The sequence below is a fragment of the Xenorhabdus sp. PB61.4 genome, from assembly GCF_963894935.1.
In the GTDB taxonomy this organism is placed as follows: domain Bacteria; phylum Pseudomonadota; class Gammaproteobacteria; order Enterobacterales; family Enterobacteriaceae; genus Xenorhabdus; species Xenorhabdus stockiae.
This window is the reverse complement of the sequence record NZ_CAWQJR010000148.1, coordinates 17,118-37,444: the sequence shown is the minus strand read 5'-3', so window position 1 is coordinate 37,444 and position 20,327 is coordinate 17,118. Positions and strand designations below refer to the sequence as shown.

14 protein-coding genes and 1 other annotated feature are annotated in these 20,327 nt (G+C 41.1%); of the genes, 10 read left to right on the top strand and 4 right to left on the bottom strand.

Annotated features, from left to right (window positions below):
* Nucleotides 1–196: 196 nt before the first annotated feature.
* Together AACX68_RS08470 and AACX68_RS08465 are read right to left on the bottom strand one after the other, a co-directional pair.
* Entirely contained in the window at nucleotides 197–5,197 is a 5,001-nt protein-coding gene (locus AACX68_RS08470; protein ID WP_228858850.1) for a S1 family peptidase, read from the bottom strand.
* 29 nt (nucleotides 5,198–5,226) lie between these two features.
* Nucleotides 5,227–7,614, bottom strand: coding sequence for a hypothetical protein (locus tag AACX68_RS08465; protein ID WP_228858849.1), 2,388 nt, complete (start codon nucleotides 7,612–7,614; stop codon nucleotides 5,227–5,229).
* 309 nt (nucleotides 7,615–7,923) lie between these two features.
* Nucleotides 7,924–8,024, top strand: a sequence feature (Trp leader region).
* A gap of 39 nt (nucleotides 8,025–8,063) precedes the next feature.
* Here AACX68_RS08465 and AACX68_RS08460 point away from each other — a divergent pair.
* From AACX68_RS08460 to AACX68_RS08430, 7 genes are all read left to right on the top strand, one after another.
* On the top strand, nucleotides 8,064–9,623 hold the full coding sequence (locus tag AACX68_RS08460) for an anthranilate synthase component 1 (RefSeq protein WP_228858848.1): 1,560 nt from the start codon (nucleotides 8,064–8,066) through the stop codon (nucleotides 9,621–9,623).
* Nucleotides 9,623–10,219, top strand: a complete 597-nt coding sequence (locus AACX68_RS08455; protein ID WP_228858847.1) for a glutamine amidotransferase-related protein — start codon at nucleotides 9,623–9,625, stop codon at nucleotides 10,217–10,219. Before AACX68_RS08460 ends, AACX68_RS08455 begins: the two co-directional genes overlap by 1 nt.
* Nucleotides 10,220–10,235: 16 nt before the next feature.
* On the top strand, nucleotides 10,236–11,234 hold the full coding sequence (trpD, locus tag AACX68_RS08450; protein WP_228858846.1) for an anthranilate phosphoribosyltransferase: 999 nt from the start codon (nucleotides 10,236–10,238) through the stop codon (nucleotides 11,232–11,234).
* A gap of 2 nt (nucleotides 11,235–11,236) precedes the next feature.
* A complete protein-coding gene (trpCF, locus tag AACX68_RS08445) occupies nucleotides 11,237–12,601 on the top strand; it encodes a bifunctional indole-3-glycerol-phosphate synthase TrpC/phosphoribosylanthranilate isomerase TrpF (protein WP_228858845.1) in 1,365 nt (454 codons plus the stop codon).
* 46 nt (nucleotides 12,602–12,647) lie between these two features.
* Nucleotides 12,648–13,838, top strand: coding sequence for a tryptophan synthase subunit beta (gene trpB, locus AACX68_RS08440; protein ID WP_228858844.1), 1,191 nt, complete (start codon nucleotides 12,648–12,650; stop codon nucleotides 13,836–13,838).
* On the top strand, nucleotides 13,838–14,644 hold the full coding sequence (gene trpA / locus AACX68_RS08435; protein ID WP_228858843.1) for a tryptophan synthase subunit alpha: 807 nt from the start codon (nucleotides 13,838–13,840) through the stop codon (nucleotides 14,642–14,644). The genes trpB and trpA overlap by 1 nt, the downstream gene beginning before the upstream one ends.
* Before the next feature lie 218 nt (nucleotides 14,645–14,862).
* Entirely contained in the window at nucleotides 14,863–15,177 is a 315-nt protein-coding gene (locus tag AACX68_RS08430) for a BON domain-containing protein (protein ID WP_099123119.1), read from the top strand.
* A 107-nt stretch (nucleotides 15,178–15,284) separates the two neighbouring features.
* Here AACX68_RS08430 and ompW read toward each other — a convergent pair whose 3' ends face one another.
* Nucleotides 15,285–15,926: an outer membrane protein OmpW gene (gene ompW / locus AACX68_RS08425; RefSeq protein ID WP_228858842.1), complete on the bottom strand. Its 642-nt coding sequence runs from the start codon at nucleotides 15,924–15,926 to the stop codon at nucleotides 15,285–15,287.
* 306 nt (nucleotides 15,927–16,232) lie between these two features.
* Here ompW and AACX68_RS08420 point away from each other — a divergent pair, with 306 nt between their 5' ends.
* Nucleotides 16,233–16,970, top strand: a complete 738-nt coding sequence (locus AACX68_RS08420; protein WP_228858841.1) for a YciC family protein — start codon at nucleotides 16,233–16,235, stop codon at nucleotides 16,968–16,970.
* A 25-nt stretch (nucleotides 16,971–16,995) separates the two neighbouring features.
* Here the strand turns inward: AACX68_RS08420 and AACX68_RS08415 are convergent, their stop codons facing one another.
* Nucleotides 16,996–18,702, bottom strand: coding sequence for a SulP family inorganic anion transporter (locus AACX68_RS08415; protein WP_228858840.1), 1,707 nt, complete (start codon nucleotides 18,700–18,702; stop codon nucleotides 16,996–16,998).
* Between the two features lie 263 nt (nucleotides 18,703–18,965).
* On the opposite strand from AACX68_RS08415, the gene AACX68_RS08410 reads away from it, so the two are divergent.
* A complete protein-coding gene (locus tag AACX68_RS08410) occupies nucleotides 18,966–19,502 on the top strand; it encodes a septation protein A (RefSeq protein WP_228858839.1) in 537 nt (178 codons plus the stop codon).
* 79 nt (nucleotides 19,503–19,581) lie between these two features.
* Complete coding sequence (gene yciA / locus AACX68_RS08405; RefSeq protein WP_086953261.1) at nucleotides 19,582–20,010, top strand: acyl-CoA thioester hydrolase YciA; 429 nt, start codon at nucleotides 19,582–19,584, stop codon at nucleotides 20,008–20,010.
* Nucleotides 20,011–20,327 lie beyond the last annotated feature (317 nt).

The window sequence follows — 20,327 nt, the reverse complement described above, 5'->3', positions numbered from 1 at the left end:
ATGACGTACAAAGCGGGAATGATACCACAGTGATGGCAATTACAGGGGCTAAATACCGAATAGACTTCGTTATTTAGATGAAAAAGAGAAACCCTATCGAACTATGATAGTCGTATCAGATTCGATAGGGTCGAAATAACATGGCTATTCACTGTACCTATTTTTATCAAATCGTAGCAATAAAAAGATAAGGCATTTATCTCATATATCGACGATAACAAAACTTGCTTTCAGCCTGAATGGGTTTCCCACAAAATGTTCCAGAACTAGAAACTGTTAATTTGTACCAACCGAAATGTTCAAGGTTTACATCAAAACTCCAGTACCCCTTATCATCAGCACTTGTGCTACCTGAACTAACATTTCCTGATATCATTGTTTCGCTAGCTCTATGACACATATAACTCCTTCCATAATCAAGGATATCATATGACACTTCCATTTTCGGTTGTGAATACCCCCCTATAGGCACATCTATTGGAGAACGATATGCAGAAAAAATCCCCCCATCTACTGGTTGGGAGATACTCAAAATAGCCGCATTCACATTACCTACTTTCTTATTTTCATAGGTATGACCATTTACAGTAATAGTCTGCTTCGCTTTTACCTGATACATTCCCGGCGCTACATTCTCCAGAGTGCAGCTCCATGAACCATCCGTTGTTGAAACTTGTACAGGGCCGCATTTATAGGCATTGCCACCTACTGATAAAGAAATATCAGCACTCTTTGTTGCTGTTCCTGCAATTGGAATAGAAATAGTTTCATCCGGGGCTGTACATATAGGAGCTGCCGTAGGATTAATCGTAATATCGCGCATATAAATCACATCAAAATTGCGTATTACCGGCTTCCCTGATGCCACATTATCTACCCATTGCTGGGCCTTGAGCTTATATGAGCCCGGAATCGATTCCATTACCGGACAAGACCAACTCTGATATTCATCAACATAAACACTACAACTCAGCGTGTCTGCAACCAGTGTGTCTGAAATATGTACGGTGATAAGAGCACCGGCCTGTCCTTTACCGGTGATGGTATAGGTTGGCGTTGTGATTTGCTCCCCTTCTTCAGGTGTCAGTATGCGCATTTGCAAATTATCCCCATAGCGCACCTTAAAACTCCGATTCACATGGGAGCCGGCATCATCCACCACTGTCGCATGATAATCTCCCGGCACAGAACTATAAGGCCCGCATGTCCATGTATAGTTATGTTTATTGAGCTTCGCGGAGCACTCATCATGACCAGCGAATGCTTTGACTGTCACTGAGTTAACATTCTCCTGCATCGTGCCACTAAAAGTATATGAAGGGGCTTTTATAACTTCGTCTTCTTTAGGAGACTGTACTGTTAGTGCATCTTCTCCTACATAAAATGCCACTTTTGCTGTAGATTGCTTCACCTTATCCAAAAAGGCTGTTGCTACCAATTTTTTTTCTCCTTTGACGGAGGTATCTAACCCGCTAATTCCTTGCCAATGCCCCTTATCATCTACAGTGATGCCATGCTGACAAACCTGCGACAACTCTTTTGTATCCAGACATACTACTGTTCCCGGTACTCCGGTACCCGTTGGCAGGATATTTGCGAGGTACTTATATAAACCACCGTTATGTGGTCGCGTGATAGCGACTGATTTAGTCGTTTTAGTCTGGACTTCAAAAGAAACAGATGAATGTGAATTTTGTGTATCATCAATAAACTGCTGTGCGGATACAGTATATTTCCCCTCTTCCGGGTGATAAGGCCCACAAGACCATTTACCTGATTCATCAACAGTGGTAATACAATCTTTAGCATTACCAAACCCTTTGATGTATATATTCGCATTCTCTTCCCCCGTTCCTTCAATCATAAAAGGGAGAGTTGTTATTTTTGCGCCATGAGTAGGGTGAGTAATATCTATCTTTGTTTTAGCGACGACATATCTACGAGTAACCTCAGAAGTCCTTTCATAATTGCCCCCAAACTCCGTCGATTCTGTTTCTTTATACTGAGCCGCATATATATAAAACGTCCCTTCACTTGATGCTAATAATGCAGGTTTATTAGGACAAGCCCATTTCCCTTTTGAATCCACAGTAGCAGAACAGATCATTCCCTCATTAGACCTCGGGAGTGTCATGTTTTTGGGTGGTAGAAAATCTTTTGCCCCAGTAACGATAATTAATTGATTAGGGCTTCCCTGACCTTCGATGGATATCCCGTCATCTAGCCTATATTGAGCTCCCTTGGCAGGCGAGGTAATACGTATAGGGACAGTAAAATGCCAGGTAATAGGATCTCCGACATGTGCCTTATTGTGAGTTTCCTGCAATTTAATCGTATAAGTATCTCCACCTGAAATAGCATCAGGCTGAATAACCAAATTCCAAAAGAAGCCAAGACCAGTACTGAATGGAGAGTTAGCTAATGAAGACACACCGCCAAAAATTGCTCCGAATATATCACCGAGAAAACCACCAAAACCACCACCTCCTCCACCTCCTCCGGAACCACTTAATGAGCCAGAAAGGCGAATTGGATTATCCGGATCAACAGTTGAGTTATCTTTAGGATTCTCTACTTCAAATTTTTTCTTGTCCGGATCATCCGGGTCATCCGGATCATCATCTTCAATAATCAAGCGTGTAGTATCTTTAGCGACAACTTTACCTTCGTTCATTAGTTCAGCAATTATTTCATAAGTTCCTACAGGAAAAATGATTGGATCTCTACACTCCCAATTACCATTGTCACTTACAACAGCACCGGTACAAATAGTCGTCTCTGTAGCCAGTTTTTGGTTATTCCCCTCCGATTCAGATAAAGAAGGATCTATTTTACGCCTTTTAACATCAACCTCATCGCCGGGAACATTAGAACTCCCTGACACATAACTTGGCGTTCCTTCTGTAATCGTCTCTCCTTTGGAGGGTGTTTCAGTCTTAATGTCAGGTGTTTTTATTACAAAATAAGTTTTGTCAACAGATGAAATATTCCAATATTTCCTAAATTCCTTCAGCCCGACAGGATGATATTTATCTGCCACTTCGATATAGTAAGTCCCATCTTTTAATTGATAATCTGGTAATTTAATAACCCAAGTAGGTGGACTACCTTCTAGTGGAATAGGCAAAAATTTATGAGTTCCATCTAATGTTATCGGAGAGTATGTTTCTTTACCCTTATCTTTCATGTAGATAGAATATTCGGATGGTAAAAGAATATCACCATTTGGCCAGGTATATTCACTTCTATCACCTCCATCGCCTTTAAATTCCCGACTACTTTGATTTGAAGGATCTATCGGTACTGGGTTTTCATCCGTAAATTTATATCCTTCCCTAAACGCCGGGGATAAATAGCCTCCTTGTAATTGTTCTCTATTCCAGAAAACTTGATCAAGTGGATCAATATGGTCAATTTTCTGTGTTATATAAATATTAAAACGTCTCAGTTCATTACTTGGTTCATCTATTTTGTGGTTAAGCATATACTTTTTACCGGCATAATCATTACCACAATCAAAATATAAGTAATCAAAAAAACAAAAAGATTTAGCTAAATTATTCAATTCCAACTGAAAAGGAATCATTTTTCCATACTGTTTTCCCTGGCTAACTTTAATACTTGGTCTTTTTATTTCTTTAGGCTGAAATAATATATTAACTTGATCATAAAGATGCACTCCATCTGTTTCTTGCCTTGCTGTGATTTTATAATTCCATTTTATTTCCCCAACGGGATTTTCAATTTCTTCAAGATCCTTTCTTATAGTGCATGACCAAATCCCATAATCTGTCGTTTTTATTAGCTTATTTTTGGAAATACCATAACATAAATCATCTTGAGTATATTTAATATTATTTATATTAGATTGCAGTATAAGCCGCACTTCTGACTCAGGATCAGCATACCCACGTATTGTAAAACCCTTTGTAAATACAGTTGACTTATCTACTGGGTAAACAATACCAAATTCCTTTGAAATAGAAGATATTTTTGCTTGCACGTTATCTTCTCTCCATGGTGTAGTTTTAGACAAACTATCTGCTGATTCCTTAGCTATAATCGTTACATTTTTCTCTTCTTCTTTATTAATTCCCTCAGTGAAAAACTCACTATTCGGGATACTACATGTCCAATTACCTTCACGACTAGTAACATCGTTACATTTAAATGTTTTGCTGGGAGCGTTATTAATAGAATAAATAAGTTCTATTGAGCTTTTTGGCCTTCCCCATCCCTTAACAATAATATCTTTCCCTCTCTTTTTCAAATGACCATTCCAGTCTGGATTTTCAATCCAGATCTGTTTCATATTCTGAGAAAACCATTTTCCAGGAGAAAAGCCATCGATAAAACTTATCTTATTATGTTTTCCTGTCGCATCTGAAACTACAAAAAATGGATAATAACTATTATGAGCACCCTCCTCTTTTACACTAGCCACATCAAGCCCAAAGGAAGTAACACCAATAATAGAGTCATTCCAAATAATCGGACCGCCAGAATCACCAGTTTGTGCAACTCCAGAATTTAACCCTTCTTTTTCATTTGCCTTTGCAATTAATCCATTACCATTAAAATAATCAAAAGCAGGAGAGACAATGATAATATCAGCACGATATTGCTTGTTACCCTTATTTTCCTGTTGTTGCCCTGATGTTTTATCAATTCCCCTATTTCCATATCCATAGACATCAGCATAATAATATTTACTATTTATTTTTTCATAAGCTTCATCATAACTGAAAAAACGACGAACTCGACCATATTTCCCATCCAATGCTAATGGCTTATCCAGCTTTAAAATTGCCAAATCATGTTGAACAGTCCCAAATTGCCCAGTAATATCCATCGGTATAAAACCAGAGATAGATGCCGTCATTTTTTTACCATTTGGACTAACTACATAATAGCCTCTAGCTTTCTCTTCTTTACAATGTGCCGCAGTCAAAACATACTCTGGTGCAATCAATGAACCTGAACATATACTAGTTCCTTCATGATTTTTAATATTTTTATTAATATAGTAGATATCAACCACCCAAGGTTTACATTTGTCGCTGCTAATATCCTTACAACTTTCCTCTCCTCCTGCAATAGTTTTCAAGGGGGGAGATTTAAATTCACTTTCAGCAAGTGAATGATTAAAATGTAATAAAAACAATAATAATATAAATATAGTTCTGACACTAATCATTCCAATCTCCTTAAATATTAAGGCGATGATTAATTCTGAGCAATGCAATCCATCCCTCGATCGCTACCGGTGCATTTGAGCATTTTTTCTCCCCTACTTTTATAAACACGATCATCAGATATTTCTTCAAAGGTAAAAATATACTCTCCTCTATTTGCATAATTATTATATCCATATTTCCAGTCACCATTTTCATCAGATTCAACTGTTTTTAAATAGCCAAACACATCAAGTGATATTTCAACCTCCACATTTAAATATATTTCTTCATGATCAATAGTTGGCATCGCTGTTCCACTAAACTCCGTAAAAACACCGTCATATTTAGGTACTACAGAAAAAATTTTAGAGCTAAGTATGACCACTTCATCATTCTCATTGGTAAGAAGATTACCGGATGGATCTTTGCCAACAGCTTTAATGGTGATGAAGCCCATTGGTACATCCTGAGCTTCATAGCTCCAATTACCATTAGCAAAGCTGGCAGGCGACTGTGAAGACTCAGAAGCACCAGTACCATATGATACATAGACGGAGATCCCGTCATTTACCGTACCTGTAATTGGAATATTTTGTGTATTTTCAGTACCTGATGAAACTCGTTCCTCTTTTTCAGGCTTCGTTATTTTCACAGAACACGCTTGCGTAGAATAACTCACTTCTTTTTTACCCGGCATTCCTCCGGGTAAGAGAGATTGATGAGTAGCCTGCAATTCTGATGAAGGATCAGAGACCCGTACTTTATAATTAATAGAACAAACAGCCTCTAAACCTTCCAGACTCCATTCACCTGTATCTGTATCAACATTGGGCGTATAACTTTTTGCTGGTGAATAAATAGACCCATCACGGTTATACCCCGTAATTTGAACCTGCATATGTTTTTCATCATCAGCTGTATCGCTATTTATCCGACCCGATAAGCTGTATTTTCCGGGAGGAATAATTTGCCCATCCTGCATTGAGGTAATCGTTTCTCCACATATGGGACCATTAAACGTTACCCCTGAGTTTCCCATACCAGAAATACTCACAGTGCCGGTAATACCGCACGGCATCCAGAGATGTGCTGTCCAATTATCACCATCACCTGTAGGCTGGGTTGAATAACTGTTGCTATCGAAACTGGTAACAAGCTCAGGCCAGCTTCCATCTTCAGTACGGCCTGTTCCTGAAACAGTAATATAGTTATTGCCAACGGTGGAATTAGGTTTCGGGCTGGTTATCTTTGCCGGGCAACTTTGTACAGAATAATTGACTTCTGGTAGACCCGGCATTCCCGATGTATCAATATAGCCTGAAGACACAGATGAAGAAGCTTTATACTTAATGGAACAAACAGCCTCTATATCTTCCAGACTCCATCGACCTGTATTCGTATCAACAGTCGGCGTATAATTCTTTGTTGGTAAATAAATCGACCCATCACGGTTATAACCCGTAATTTTAACCTGCATACGTTTTGATTCATCAATCGTATCGCTATTCACCAGACCAGATAAACTGTATTTTCCAGCAGGAATAGTTTGCCCATCCTGCATTGAAGTAATTGTTGCACCACACCAAGGACCATATAACATTATAGTAGTATAAACTACGTCTTTAATTTGAATGTCACTCTTGATATAACAAGGCCACCAGATTTGCGCCATCCAATTATCACCATCACCTGTAGACCGAGTTGGATAAGTTTCACTCCAAACAAAGGCGTAAATCTCAGGTAAGCTTCCATCTTTATTGAGCCCTTTCCCTAAAATTGTAGTATAGTTGTTGCTTAACTGTGTTCCCGATTTAGGAGATGTAATTCTTGACGACTCCCAGTTTTTATCATCTTTTATAGTAATAGTGATGTTATAATCGTTTGTAATAGGTGTTCCATCGTTATTTAAACAATCATTCCCACCACAATCGACAGATACCTCTAACCCACATCCTCTTTTCGTATCAACATGGTAAAACCAACCCATCCCTGGGCCGAGGAGCGCGAACGGATTATAAGAAAAAGTCAAATCAACATAGCAACTTTTATATTCTTTATTATTAAAATAAGTTGTTGCTGTCCAACTAATGCTTTTTGCTACTTGAGAACATACAGGAAAAGAAAAAACGCTGTTTCTAATTTCAATTTGTTCTGTTTTTTCGTCCCCTGCCTGCAAATCAATACTTTTTTCTCCTGAGTTATACATACAATGATCGTCGTTTCGATAAAGATTTAATTTATCATATTTACTCGCGTTCTTAATTGTTAAATTGTAATAAGAAGAAGGAGGTACTAAAAATGGCTTTCCTTTCGGTTTATCTTGGTTATTTATCTTATAGGGAACAATAACATTTTTATCTAAATCAATTGCACTAGAGTTATGAAAAAAAGTTGTAATAATAAAAAACAACATGGCATATAAGTTTATTTTTTTCATAAGATAATAGCTCATTAAAAAATAATGCCGTTGATGAAAAACAACAGAAGTAATTCACAATAAATTCATAAAGAGCAAAATTCAATCAATTGTGTTTATAAAAAATGAGCCATCTGTTATAGATTTAAGCTACTGATCGATATAACCCATTCAATATACACCGAAGAAAAATACATCAAAAAAACGGTTGACAAGCAAACAAGGAACCAGTTTACTAGTACGCAAGATTTACTTGTTGAACACATATAACTAACACTCTACTTTAACAAGGCACTTACGATGATCACACTTATGAAAGCAGCTCAAAATATGCGTTGGTGGCCCAGCTTCCCATTCAGGGCGGTTGAGTAGCACACATAAGTCGAGATCCAAAGTGCCAATAACCCGCCCTGAAAAGCGGGTTTTTTTATACCAATTTTCTGTAGAAAATGATAACAAAAGAGGTGGGTATGATGGGTAAAGAATTTAATATTTCAGTAAATCAACGAGAGACAGTCTACCAGTCTGATCCAACGTTGCTTTTCAATGAGTTATGTAATAACCGGCCAGCAACATTATTGTTAGAATCAGCAGAAGTTAACAGTAAGAACGCTATCAAAAGCATGCTGATTATTGATAGCGCTATGCGTATTACCGCTAATGGCCGACAGGTTGATTTTGCAGCGTTAACTGAAAATGGCAAAAATCTGCTGCCCATCTTAGCCGGCCTACTATCAGACAAAGCTCAGATCACTCTCGAAGCACACATTCTTCAGGCTCAATTTCCTGCTATTAAGGAAAATTTAGATGAAGACAGCCGTTTAAAAGCCGATTCTGTTTTTGATGCATTACGTGCTCTGACTCAATTATCCACCCTAACTGAAGATTCTGATGCCATTTTTTCAGGCGGATTATTTTCCTATGATTTAGTAGCAGAATTTGAACAGCTTCCCATACTCAAAACCTCTCAGCGCTGCCCAGATTTCTGTTTTTATCTGGCAGAAACCATGATGGTGATCGACCATCCGCGCCAGCACGCCATGTTGCAAACAACACGATTTGGTGAATCAAAAGCAGAAGAACAGCGCCTTAACGAGCGTTTATCTGCACTGGAAAACATCATTGCTAAGCCTCGTCAACCCTTAACGCCCGTAACATTACCGGTTATACAAATTTCCTGTAACCGCAGTGATGAACAGTATGCCGATATCGTTCAGCAATTACAGGGTTTTATCCGGCGGGGTGATATATTTCAGGTCGTTCCATCCCGGCGTTTCACGTTGCCCTGCCCAGCACCACTGAATGCGTATCACACCCTGAAAAGACTCAATCCAAGCCCGTATATGTTTTTCATGCAGGATCAGGATTTTTGCCTGTTTGGTGCTTCCCCTGAAAGTGCCCTTAAATATGATGCCGACAGCCAGCAAATTGAAATTTATCCAATCGCGGGCACACGCCCCCGTGGACGCAATGCCAGTAGTGAACTAAATGCAGATCTGGATAGCCGGCTTGAACTAGAAATGCGTACCGATGCTAAGGAATTATCCGAACATATCATGCTGGTTGATTTAGCCCGTAATGACATAGCGCGTATTTGTGAACCAGGTAGCCGCTACGTTGCTGATTTAATGAACGTTGATCGCTATTCATTTGTTATGCATCTTGTTTCCCGGGTGGTCGGTACACTGCGCCACGATCTGGATATTTTCCATGCCTATCAGGCCTGTATGAATATGGGAACACTGACAGGTGCGCCGAAAGTCCGGGCAATGCAACTTATTGCGCAATATGAGAATGAACGTCGGGGCAGCTATGCCGGGGCAGTGGGTTATTTCACCGGTAAAGGGGATTTTGACACATGCATTGTGATTCGTTCTGCCTATGTAGAAAACGGAGAAGCAACGGTTCAGGTCGGAGCCGGTATCGTTCTGGATTCCGTTCCACAATCCGAAGTTCAGGAAACCCAGAGCAAATCCAGAGCTGTCATTCACGCTATCGCTCAGGCTCATAACACAGAGGTAACATTCTGATGGCAAATATTCTTCTGATCGATAATGTTGACTCTTTTACCTACAATCTTGTGGATCAACTACGCTGTGGGGGTCATCAGGTTGTTATCTACCGTAATACGGTATCCGTCGAGATAATCATGGCTCAACTGGAAAACATAGCATCACCATTACTGATGCTATCTCCGGGCCCCGGAAAACCTTCAGAAGCCGGGTGTATGCCACAATTACTTCAGCAGGTTATCGGTAAAATCCCCGTGATCGGTATCTGCCTCGGGCATCAGGCCATTATCGAAGCCTATGGTGGCAATATCTCAGCCGCCAGTGAAATTCTGCACGGTAAATCAACATTAGCGGCTCATGATGGGCTGGCTATGTTTTCCGGTTTACCTAACCCGCTTCCCGTTGCCCGTTATCACTCTCTGGTGGGTGTAAATATTCCGGCAACACTGATTGTTTCCGCTTATTGTCACGATACAGTAATGGCAGTTCGTCACGACGAGAACAGAGTTTGTGGATTCCAGTTTCACCCTGAATCCATCCTGACAACACAGGGAACCCGCTTACTTGAGCAAACACTGGCATGGGCACTGAATTCACAGGAATCGGGGCAATAAAAGGGAGGGTGGGAAAATGCAATTAATTTTAGAAAAACTATTTAGTGCCCAGGCACTGACCCAGCAAGAAAGCCAAAAACTTTTTACTGCTATTATTTGTGGCGAGCTGAGTGAGCCTCAACTCGCGGCCGTATTAATCAGTATGAAACTGCGCGGTGAACAGCCTCAGGAAATTGCCGGGGCTGCACAGGCACTATTAGCCAATGCATCTCCATTTCCACGCCCTGACTACCCTTTCTGCGACATCGTCGGAACAGGTGGTGACGGAACAAACAGCATCAATATCTCCACAACCAGCGCTTTTGTTGCCGCATCCTGCGGCCTTAAAGTGGCAAAGCATGGCAATCGCAGCATTTCCAGCCGTTCAGGGTCATCTGATTTACTGGCTGAGTTTGGTATCGCACTCAATGCCAGTGCTGAAGAATCCCGTCGGGCTCTGGATGAAATCAGTATCTGCTTTCTGTTTGCTCCGCAGTACCACAGCGGATTTCGCCATGCAGTTAATGTTCGCCAGCAACTGAAAACCCGTACTTTGTTCAATGTACTTGGTCCGTTAATCAATCCTGCTCGCCCTCCTCTTGCCCTGATTGGTGTTTACAGCCCGGAATTGGTGAACCCTATTGCTCAGACATTACAGGTATTGGGGTTTCAGCGTGCTGCGGTCGTACATAGCGGCGGCATGGATGAAGTCGCTTTACACGCTCCGATTCAGGTTGCTGAACTTAACTGTGGTGAAATTATCCAATATCAGTTAACAGCAGAAGATTTTGGGCTGCCAAATCACCCGATATCATCACTCAGCGGAGGAACACCGCAAGAAAATCGCCATATGACGAGCTTATTATTACAAGGGCAAGGTAAAAAAGCGCATGTCGATGCGGTGGCTGCCAATGTTGCTCTTTTAATGAAAATACATGGTCAGGAAGATTTACGGCAAAATACACAACAGGCATTGGACACGATTTACAGTGGCCGGGCCTATGAAAAAGTGATCGCACTAGCAGCAGGGATTTAATCATGAAAAGTAATGTATTACAGAAAATCGTTGAAGATAAGGCGTTATCTCTCATCACCCGCAAGGCTGAACAGCCGCTGGAGAGTTTTCTGGATGCTGTTGTACCGAGCCATCGCCGGTTTTATCAGGCACTGACTCACAAACAGACTGTTTTTATTTTGGAGTGTAAAAAGGCGTCTCCTTCAAAAGGTTTAATTCGGTCTGATTTTGACCCGGTACGCATTGCTAAAACTTACCAGCCTTATGCGGCTGCGATCTCAGTACTGACCGACGAAAAATATTTTCAGGGCAGTTATGATTTTCTCCGTATGGTTAGTGCAGCCGTACACCAACCTGTTCTGTGTAAAGACTTCATCATTGATCCCTATCAGGTTTATCTGGCCCGCTATTATCAGGCGGATGCTATCCTGTTGATGCTTTCCGTACTTGATGATGATACCTATCGCGAACTTTCCGCTCTGGCACATAGCCTTAATATGGGAGTATTAACGGAAGTCAGTAATGAAGCTGAACGCCACCGGGCAATTGCTCTGGGAGCAAAAGTCATTGGCATCAATAACCGTGACCTGCGCGATCTGTCCATCGATTTACAACGTACCCAAAAACTGGCCGCCGGTTTACCAAAAGAGACTATCGTTATTAGCGAATCAGGTATTCACAGCCACCAGCAGGTACGTGATTTAAGCCAGTTCGCTCACGGTTTTCTGATTGGCAGTGCTTTAATGGCTCAGTCCGATTTGGATCTGGCGTTACGACGATTGATTCTGGGTGACAACAAAATTTGTGGTTTGACCCGTCCACAGGATGCCAAAGCTGCATTGCAGGCGGGAGCTGTTTATGGTGGCCTGATTTTTGCTGAAAAATCGCCACGCAGAATTAGCCAGCAACAAGCGCAACAAATTATTAATGAAGTTCCTTTATTATATGTTGGCGTATTCCAGAATCAGCCCGTTGATTTTGTCTGCCAGACTGCCCGGGCGCTTTCACTGACAGCCGTTCAATTACATGGTAATGAAGATCAGCCCTATATTGATGAACTTCGTTCTTTATTGCCGGAAAATTGTGAAATCTGGAAATCTGTTGATATGTCGAAAACTGAGGTATTTTCCGGTCTCTCCAATATTGATCACTTATTACTGGATAATGGTTTCGGCGGTACAGGAAAAACGTTTGACTGGAAATTAATTAATAAAGACTTTCAACATAACAGTGTTCTCGCGGGTGGTTTAAATGCTGAGAACTGTCGGCAGGCCGCCGCATTGGGTTGTTATGGACTGGATTTTAATTCCGGTGTCGAAATCCAGCCTGGGATTAAAAGCAGCCAGAAAATAAAACAAGTCTTCCAACAATTACGCTGCTACCCGTAATCTTTCAGATAACTAATATTCAGACAGAAAGTGGAAAATGAAAATAATGAGTAAATTAAATCCGTATTTTGGTGATTTTGGCGGGCAGTTCGTCCCCCAAATTCTCGTCCCTGCCCTTGATCAATTAGAAGAAGCATTTATCGAGGCAAAAGATGATCCTGAATTTCAGCAAGAATTTCATAACTTACTGAAAAACTATGCTGGTCGCCCAACGGCTCTAACGTTATGCCAGAATTTAACCAAAGGCACAAAAACCCGTTTATATCTGAAACGTGAAGATTTACTTCATGGCGGTGCACACAAAACCAATCAGGTATTAGGGCAGGCATTGCTGGCAAAGCGAATGGGAAAAGAAGAAATCATTGCCGAAACCGGTGCAGGTCAGCATGGGGTTGCAACCGCACTGGCGTGCGCCCTTCTGGGCTTAAAATGCCGTGTCTATATGGGTGCAAAAGATATTGAACGTCAGTCCCCCAACGTATTCCGTATGCGTCTTATGGGAGCAGAAGTCATTCCCGTTCACAGCGGGTCTTCAACACTGAAAGATGCCTGTAACGAAGCCATGCGTGACTGGTCCGGCAGCTATGATAAAGCGCATTATTTGCTTGGCACTGCTGCGGGCCCCCATCCTTATCCAACAATGGTACGTGAATTCCAGCGCATGATTGGTGAAGAAGCCAAAGCTCAGATTCTGGAAAAAGAAGGACGCCTGCCCGATGCAGTTATTGCCTGCATTGGTGGTGGTTCAAATGCTATCGGCTTATTTGCAGAATTTATTCCGGAAACTCATGTGCGCCTGATAGGTGTTGAACCCGCAGGGCATGGCATCGAAACCGGAGAGCATGGCGCACCATTAAAACACGGGAAACTGGGCATCTACTTTGGTATGAAATCGCCGATTATGCAGACAGAAGATGGGCAAATAGAAGAGTCATACTCCATTTCTGCCGGGTTAGATTTTCCTTCCGTCGGTCCCCAGCATGCCTACCTGAACAGCATCGGGAGAGCAGATTATGTTTCCATCACAGATGATGAAGCGCTGGATGCATTCAAGGCACTGTCACTAAACGAGGGAATTATCCCGGCTTTAGAGTCTTCACATGCCCTCGCTTATGCCTTGAAAATGATCCAGCAGGAGCCGGATAAAGAACAATTACTCATCGTTAATTTATCCGGTCGCGGCGACAAAGATATTTTTACTGTTCACGATATTTTGAAATCCAGGGGGGAAATCTGATGGAACGTTATGAATTGCTTTTCAAGAAATTAGAAAAACAAAATCAGGGTGCTTTTGTTCCTTTTGTGACTCTCGGCGACCCTAATCCTGAATTATCCTTAGATATCATTGATGCTCTTATTTCTGGCGGCGCTGACGCACTGGAGATTGGTATTCCATTTTCCGACCCTCTGGCAGACGGCCCGACGATCCAGAATGCTAACCTGCGTGCTCTGTCTGCTCATGTTACGCCAACACGCTGTTTTGAATTACTGGCACAGATCCGGGCAAAGTATCCAGATATCCCCATCGGATTATTAATGTATGCAAATCTGGTATTTCACAGTGGAATCGATGAATTTTATGCTCGCTGTAAACATGCCGGGGTTGATTCCGTGTTAATTGCAGATGTGCCAGTATCTGAATCACGTCCTTTTTACTCGGCAGCCATAAAACATGATGTTGCCCCTATTTTTATCTGCCCACCCAATGCAGATGATAATTTATTGCGTGAAATTGCTTCATTCGGTCGCGGTTACACTTATCTGTTATCCAGAGCAGGAACAACTGGAGTACAGAATAGAATGAAAAACCCACTGACGGATCTGGTCAACAAACTCAAAGAATACCGGGCTGCCCCGGCCATACAGGGGTTTGGCATTTCCGAGCCAGCCCAGGTTACATCTGTCATTAATAGTGGAGCGGCAGGAGCTATTTCGGGATCTGCAGTGGTTAATATCATTGAGAATAATTTACACCAACCTCAGGTTATGTTAGAAAACCTCAGAGCATTTGTTCATTCAATGAAATCAGCTACCCTGCGATAATACCGTTTTCCCCCATAAGCCAATTCGTGGGGGAAATGACTCAAAACATAAATCCAGCTTATTTGTAAGTTCCCTTATATTCAACAATACTGTTTAATCACTGCTATTACATTATTCCCTGGTAAAAAGTCCTTGTCACATTAATGTGTTAAAAATCAACGCCAGAAAACAGGAAACATATTTCGCAAAATTATTCCTGACATCAACGGAGAACCATTATGAAAAAATTACAGTCCATTTCCACACTCCTTATCGCAGCGGTTATCACCGCCATGCTGTCAGCATGTGCTCCAACTGCAACGACCGAAAGCACAGGAAACTATATTGATGACACGGTAATCAGCACGAAAATAAAAACAGCTCTGTTTGAAGAAAAGAACCTTAAATCCAATGATATTAATGTAGAAACGTATAAAGGACGTGTTCAATTGAGTGGCTTTGCACGTTCACCTGAAGAAGTCAGGCAAGCCATTCAGATTGCAAGAAGTATTCCGGGGGTTAAAACTGTTATTAATTCGATAAAACTGCGCTGATCAAGCAGATATATTGTAAAAATGTAGAAAGTACATTGTAAAAAAAGGGGGCAAATAATGCCCCACTGGTTCTCATATCAAACACACAGGTTAACTGTATCAAATAATCAAAATTTATAACCAATACCAAACATAAATACCCAGGGATCAAGACGAGTTTTATATTTGTGTTCTTCATCACCTACTTTAAATTTCACATCGGTTTCGATATTAATCCACCAGAGCGAAGTATTTAACATCCAGTTTTTATCAAGTTGATAATCCAGACCAACCTGCCCTGCAACACCCCACGAGTCTTTCAAATCCAGACTATTTAAATTTGCGGATTTTACAGTCGTATTATTATTAAATTTCTCATCAAAAAATGTAGTGTAATTTATCCCTATACCAACATAAGGGCGTAAAGCGTTTTCTGTCTCACCAAAATAATATTGAGCCATTAATGTTGGCGGCAATTGTTTAACTCTCGCGATCTCACCTGCACCCGGCAAACTGACATTATGCTGAAATGGCGTTGCTGCCAGTAATTCAGCACCAATATTATCAGTGATCATATAACCGAAAGTTAAACCCAATTGGGTATTATTGTTTACATCAAACGAACCTAAAGTTAATACATTCTCAGAGCCGGTATGCGGTCTTACCGTTGCAGTACCCGCACGGAACAGAAAATCACCAGCTTCATGGGCAAAAGTCAATGATGGGGCCAACGTTGCCGCAGCCAGGACAAGCGCAGAAATCTTTTTCATTATCGATCCCATTTATATAGTTTTAGTGGTTACAAATTTATTATTTCACCTATGGGATATTTTGAATTGATCCAAGTCAAAGTTAACTGAATATATCTCTGTCAAAGCCTGGCCGGCTAATACGGGTTAATACGCCCCTCACATAAATGGAGAAGCTTTCGAACGTGCCCCATTTTTGATAACAAGCCAATTCTGATAAACAAAATTGTACAATAGTTATCAGCTTTATCTTTTCGCTATCCAATAATCCGTTGAACAAGGTACAATTGGATATCATTATTGTTTCATCTGATAGGAGCCATTTACATGCCCATCACGGCAAATACCCTGTATCGTGACAGCCTCAACTTTTTTAAACACCAATTGTTGAACATTGTCATACTCTCTGTTTTAGCCGCGTTGGTGACTACACTGCTCAATCACCTCCTCATTCCTGATGGTGAGCAACTTAAGTTATTGACTGATATGCAAGATACTCTAAGGGAGTCAGGAAATTCAGGGATTAAAAACGTTATTGAACAATTAACCCCAGAAGCACAACTGATGCTTATGCGCACCGCTGGCGGGATCTTATTTTCCAATATCTTTGGTGATACTCTGCTGACCGCCAGTGTCTTAATACTTATCAGTGCTATTTCAAACGGCCATCAGGCTAATGCGCTACAGGCCTGTCAACTATCGTTAACTCGGCTCCCTAAGATGTTTTTGCTGGTACTCATTTGTACCCTGTTAGTTCAGGTGGGTTACGCTTTGATGTTCGTCCCGGGGGTTCTGTTTTCAATCGGGTTTGCATTTGCTCCGATTCTGCTACTTGAGAAAAGCAAAGGCGTATTTGCATCCATGCAGGCGAGCTGGAGATTAGCATTCGATAATTTCCGCCTGTTAATTCCCGCGGTCTTGCTATTTCTTGCAATGAAACTGATTGTTGTATTCGGCTTATCCAAAATGCCGGAAATCGCCTTATTAACCGTGAATAATCTGCTGTCTGCCATATTGCTGATTTATCTATTCCGCTTGTATATGCTGGCTAAACCACAAAACTAATAAATATTAAACTGACAGCCTCGCACTATTCAGCGAGGCTTTCTTCCGCTTGCTTTTTACTCTGAATCAAACGAATAGCAAAATAAAGATCCGGGACAATAATTAAATCCTCATCACTACTCCTGAGTTTGTTCTGTTTTATCCAGTTCTTCAATTCAGTGCTGCGACCTGCAAGAACTAAAGTTATTCGTTTCCTTTTCAGTTCAGTAATCAGTTCATCCAACACAGCAAACACACTGACATCATCGTAAGTAAAACTGACTGTTGCATCCACCACCAGCCACTCAGGGCGTATGACAGCACTGTTTACATGTTGTAAAACCCGTTTTTTGAAATAGCCAGCATTGAAGTAAGTTAGAGGTGAGTTAAAGCGATACATAACGATGCCATCGACAGGCCCAATATCGTTACCCTGATTGATGGAACGGATCATTCCCTGTTCATTTACCCCCAACAACTGATCAGAAGGCCGAAAGATAATACGCAAAAATTGCAATAAGCCCAATAACACCGCAAAACCAATCCCATCAATCACACCAACCAACAAAACAGCAACAAGGGTAAAAATGGATAATATGAAAGCCTGACGATTACGTTTCCGGTATGCCCAGATATTCCTCAACCCGAGTAGTGACCATGTAGAAAATATCAGGACAATGCCCAATGACGATAATGGGATATATGACAGAAATTCCGTCATAAAAAACAATACCAGCAATATCGCGATTGCAGAAATTATCGATACCATCTGCGTTTTGCCACCGACCGCATCATTGACTGCGGTGCGACTGCTCGCCGCGCTGACGGCAAACCCCTGTGATAATGACGAGGCAATATTGGCAATACCCAATGCCCGTAATTCTGAATCTGCATCTACCTGATAGCCGTTTTTGCTGGCAAAACTACGCGCTGTTATCATAAAACTAACAAAGCTGATAACTGCAAGGTTAATAGAAGGTACGACTAAATCACGGATACTACCGAACTCGAATTCAGGCATTGGCACAATCGGCAGTCCATCTTTCATGTGGCCCACAATCTGAATGTCATACTGATTTAACTGAAATTGCCAGCTTACATAGGTGGATATTATCATCGCTAACAGTGGCGCCGGCCAGCCCGGACGCAGGAAACGAACACTTAGCAGAACAAATAAGGTCATCGCTGACATGCCCATTGTCGGCCAGTGAGACTCCAGTAATTTATGCGGTAATGCAATCAACTGTTCAATCAGTTCCGAAGGCAAACCAGAAATCCCGAATACTTTAGTAATCTGCCCCGCCATGATGGTGATGGCAACTCCATTGATAAAACCTTTTAAAATGGGGCGCGACAGAAAATCTGCAAATGCTCCCAGCCGAAAATGGCTTGCCAGTATGCACCAGATTCCTGTCATTAATGTCATGATAATGGCAAGCTGCCAGCGAACATCTGCATTTCCAAATGCCAGAGGAGTGACTGCCGCAGCAATAACGGCACACGTTGCCGCATCGGGACCGATGATCAACTGGCGTGATGTCCCGAACAAAGCATAAATAAACATAGGTAAAATACAGGCATACAGACCAATAATTGCACTTATGCCCATTAATTCCGCATAAGCAATGGCAACAGGTAAAGCGACTGCGGTAACCGATAATCCTGCTCGTATATCATGACTAAAATACTCTTTCCGATAATTACAAAGACTCTCCAAGCCCGGCATCCAGCGATATAACCTTTTCCCCAGCATAGTTTTCCTCAACATGGCCTTACGCAACGGTTTTCACGATTCATCACCTAGCAATCAATGAGTTATATAATCAATGTTCTTATACAATGTAGAAATACAGACCTGTCATAAAAGAGATACATTATAATGCTAGGTCAAATCAAAGCCCACAATCCTCCCCCTTCCCTGACAATCTTTTTCTTTAAACCATTTTATTAAGATCTGATACACTCTGGCATTAATTCAGAAACCTGCCATCATAGGTATTACAGTGAGCTAATTTTATGAAACAACTTCTAGATTTTTTACCATTAGTCGTTTTTTTTGTCGTCTACAAGATGTATGACATTTTCTATGCTTCTGGCGCATTGATCGCTGCTACGGGATTAGCTGTTGTTGTCACCTATGCGGTGTATCGCAAAGTTGAAAAATCATCTTTAATTACATTTGCAATAACAGCTGTCTTCGGCACACTGACTTTAACCTTCCATAGCGATTTATTCATTAAATGGAAAGTAACCGTCATTTATGCCATTTTTGCACTGGCTCTGCTTATCAGTCAGTGGGTGATGAAAAAACCATTAATCCAAAAAATGTTAGGTAAAGAACTAGAGTTACCTGATGCAATCTGGAACAAACTGAATACAGCCTGGGCAATTTTCTTTATCGTCTGCGCATTAGCAAATATTTATATCGCTTTCTGGCTCTCGATGGATGTCTGGATGAACTTTAAAGTATTCGGGCTAACGGCATTAACACTGGTCTTTACCGTATTGAGTGTGATATATATCTACCGCCATCTGCCCCGCAAACAAGAATAATAACAATGATTTTCATATGGATACCTGCCGGATTATTGGCAGGTATTGTTGTCTTCACCAAATAAAGCAAGTTTTTCTAATGACACAACAACAATGCTTACCAAACGGAGAATTGGTTCTCCGTACACTGGCTATGCCAGCTGACACTAACGCCAACGGGGATATCTTCGGCGGCTGGCTAATGTCCCAAATGGATATTGGCGGCGCCATTCTGGCAAAAGAAATTGCAATGGGACGCGTAGTCACTGTCAGCGTTAATGGCATCAGTTTTCTAAAACCGGTCGCGGTAGGTGACGTCGTTTGCTGTTATGCCCGTTGTCTGAAAACGGGGAATTCATCCATTACCATTCATATTGAAGTCTGGGTGAAAAAAGTAGCGTCTGAACCCGTCGGGCAACGTTATCGAGCCACTGATGCTGTTTTCACCTACGTTGCCGTTAATGAAAATAATACTTCCCGCCCGTTACCGGAAGGGAAAAGAAATTTCAAACTGGAAAGCAGTAATTAAAAATAGCTACTCTCTGGGAAAATAACCCATAATAAATTAAAGGAGTGCATTGAATGCGCTCCTTTTTGTTATTTAGATTTAAATATAGTTGAATCACTAATTATAAACAATGAACTTATCATTCGAGATTTAACCGGTCGTATTTTTAAAAATCTTTTTATTATCTTTATAAGAAAAAAACTATTTATTTTTTAAATTTAACTATTCCAAATCATGACCAGCTGTTTTATTTACTAAACGATACATCAGTTTTTCATCCTAAAATTATCATCCAATTTCGACTCAAAATGATGTACCAACAAAATGTAGTAATAAAC

Bases quoted from the DNA above. Each gene is read 5' to 3' on its own strand.
- AACX68_RS08470 (WP_228858850.1), bottom strand. From the start codon at position 5,197: ATGATTAGTGTCAGAACTATATTTATATTATTATTGTTTTTATTACAT.
- AACX68_RS08465 (WP_228858849.1), bottom strand. From the start codon at position 7,614: ATGAAAAAAATAAACTTATATGCCATGTTGTTTTTTATTATTACAACT.
- AACX68_RS08460 (WP_228858848.1), top strand. From the start codon at position 8,064: ATGATGGGTAAAGAATTTAATATTTCAGTAAATCAACGAGAGACAGTC.
- AACX68_RS08455 (WP_228858847.1), top strand. From the start codon at position 9,623: ATGGCAAATATTCTTCTGATCGATAATGTTGACTCTTTTACCTACAAT.
- trpD (WP_228858846.1), top strand. From the start codon at position 10,236: ATGCAATTAATTTTAGAAAAACTATTTAGTGCCCAGGCACTGACCCAG.
- trpCF (WP_228858845.1), top strand. From the start codon at position 11,237: ATGAAAAGTAATGTATTACAGAAAATCGTTGAAGATAAGGCGTTATCT.
- trpB (WP_228858844.1), top strand. From the start codon at position 12,648: ATGAGTAAATTAAATCCGTATTTTGGTGATTTTGGCGGGCAGTTCGTC.
- trpA (WP_228858843.1), top strand. From the start codon at position 13,838: ATGGAACGTTATGAATTGCTTTTCAAGAAATTAGAAAAACAAAATCAG.
- AACX68_RS08430 (WP_099123119.1), top strand. From the start codon at position 14,863: ATGAAAAAATTACAGTCCATTTCCACACTCCTTATCGCAGCGGTTATC.
- ompW (WP_228858842.1), bottom strand. From the start codon at position 15,926: ATGAAAAAGATTTCTGCGCTTGTCCTGGCTGCGGCAACGTTGGCCCCA.
- AACX68_RS08420 (WP_228858841.1), top strand. From the start codon at position 16,233: ATGCCCATCACGGCAAATACCCTGTATCGTGACAGCCTCAACTTTTTT.
- AACX68_RS08415 (WP_228858840.1), bottom strand. From the start codon at position 18,702: ATGCTGGGGAAAAGGTTATATCGCTGGATGCCGGGCTTGGAGAGTCTT.
- AACX68_RS08410 (WP_228858839.1), top strand. From the start codon at position 18,966: ATGAAACAACTTCTAGATTTTTTACCATTAGTCGTTTTTTTTGTCGTC.
- yciA (WP_086953261.1), top strand. From the start codon at position 19,582: ATGACACAACAACAATGCTTACCAAACGGAGAATTGGTTCTCCGTACA.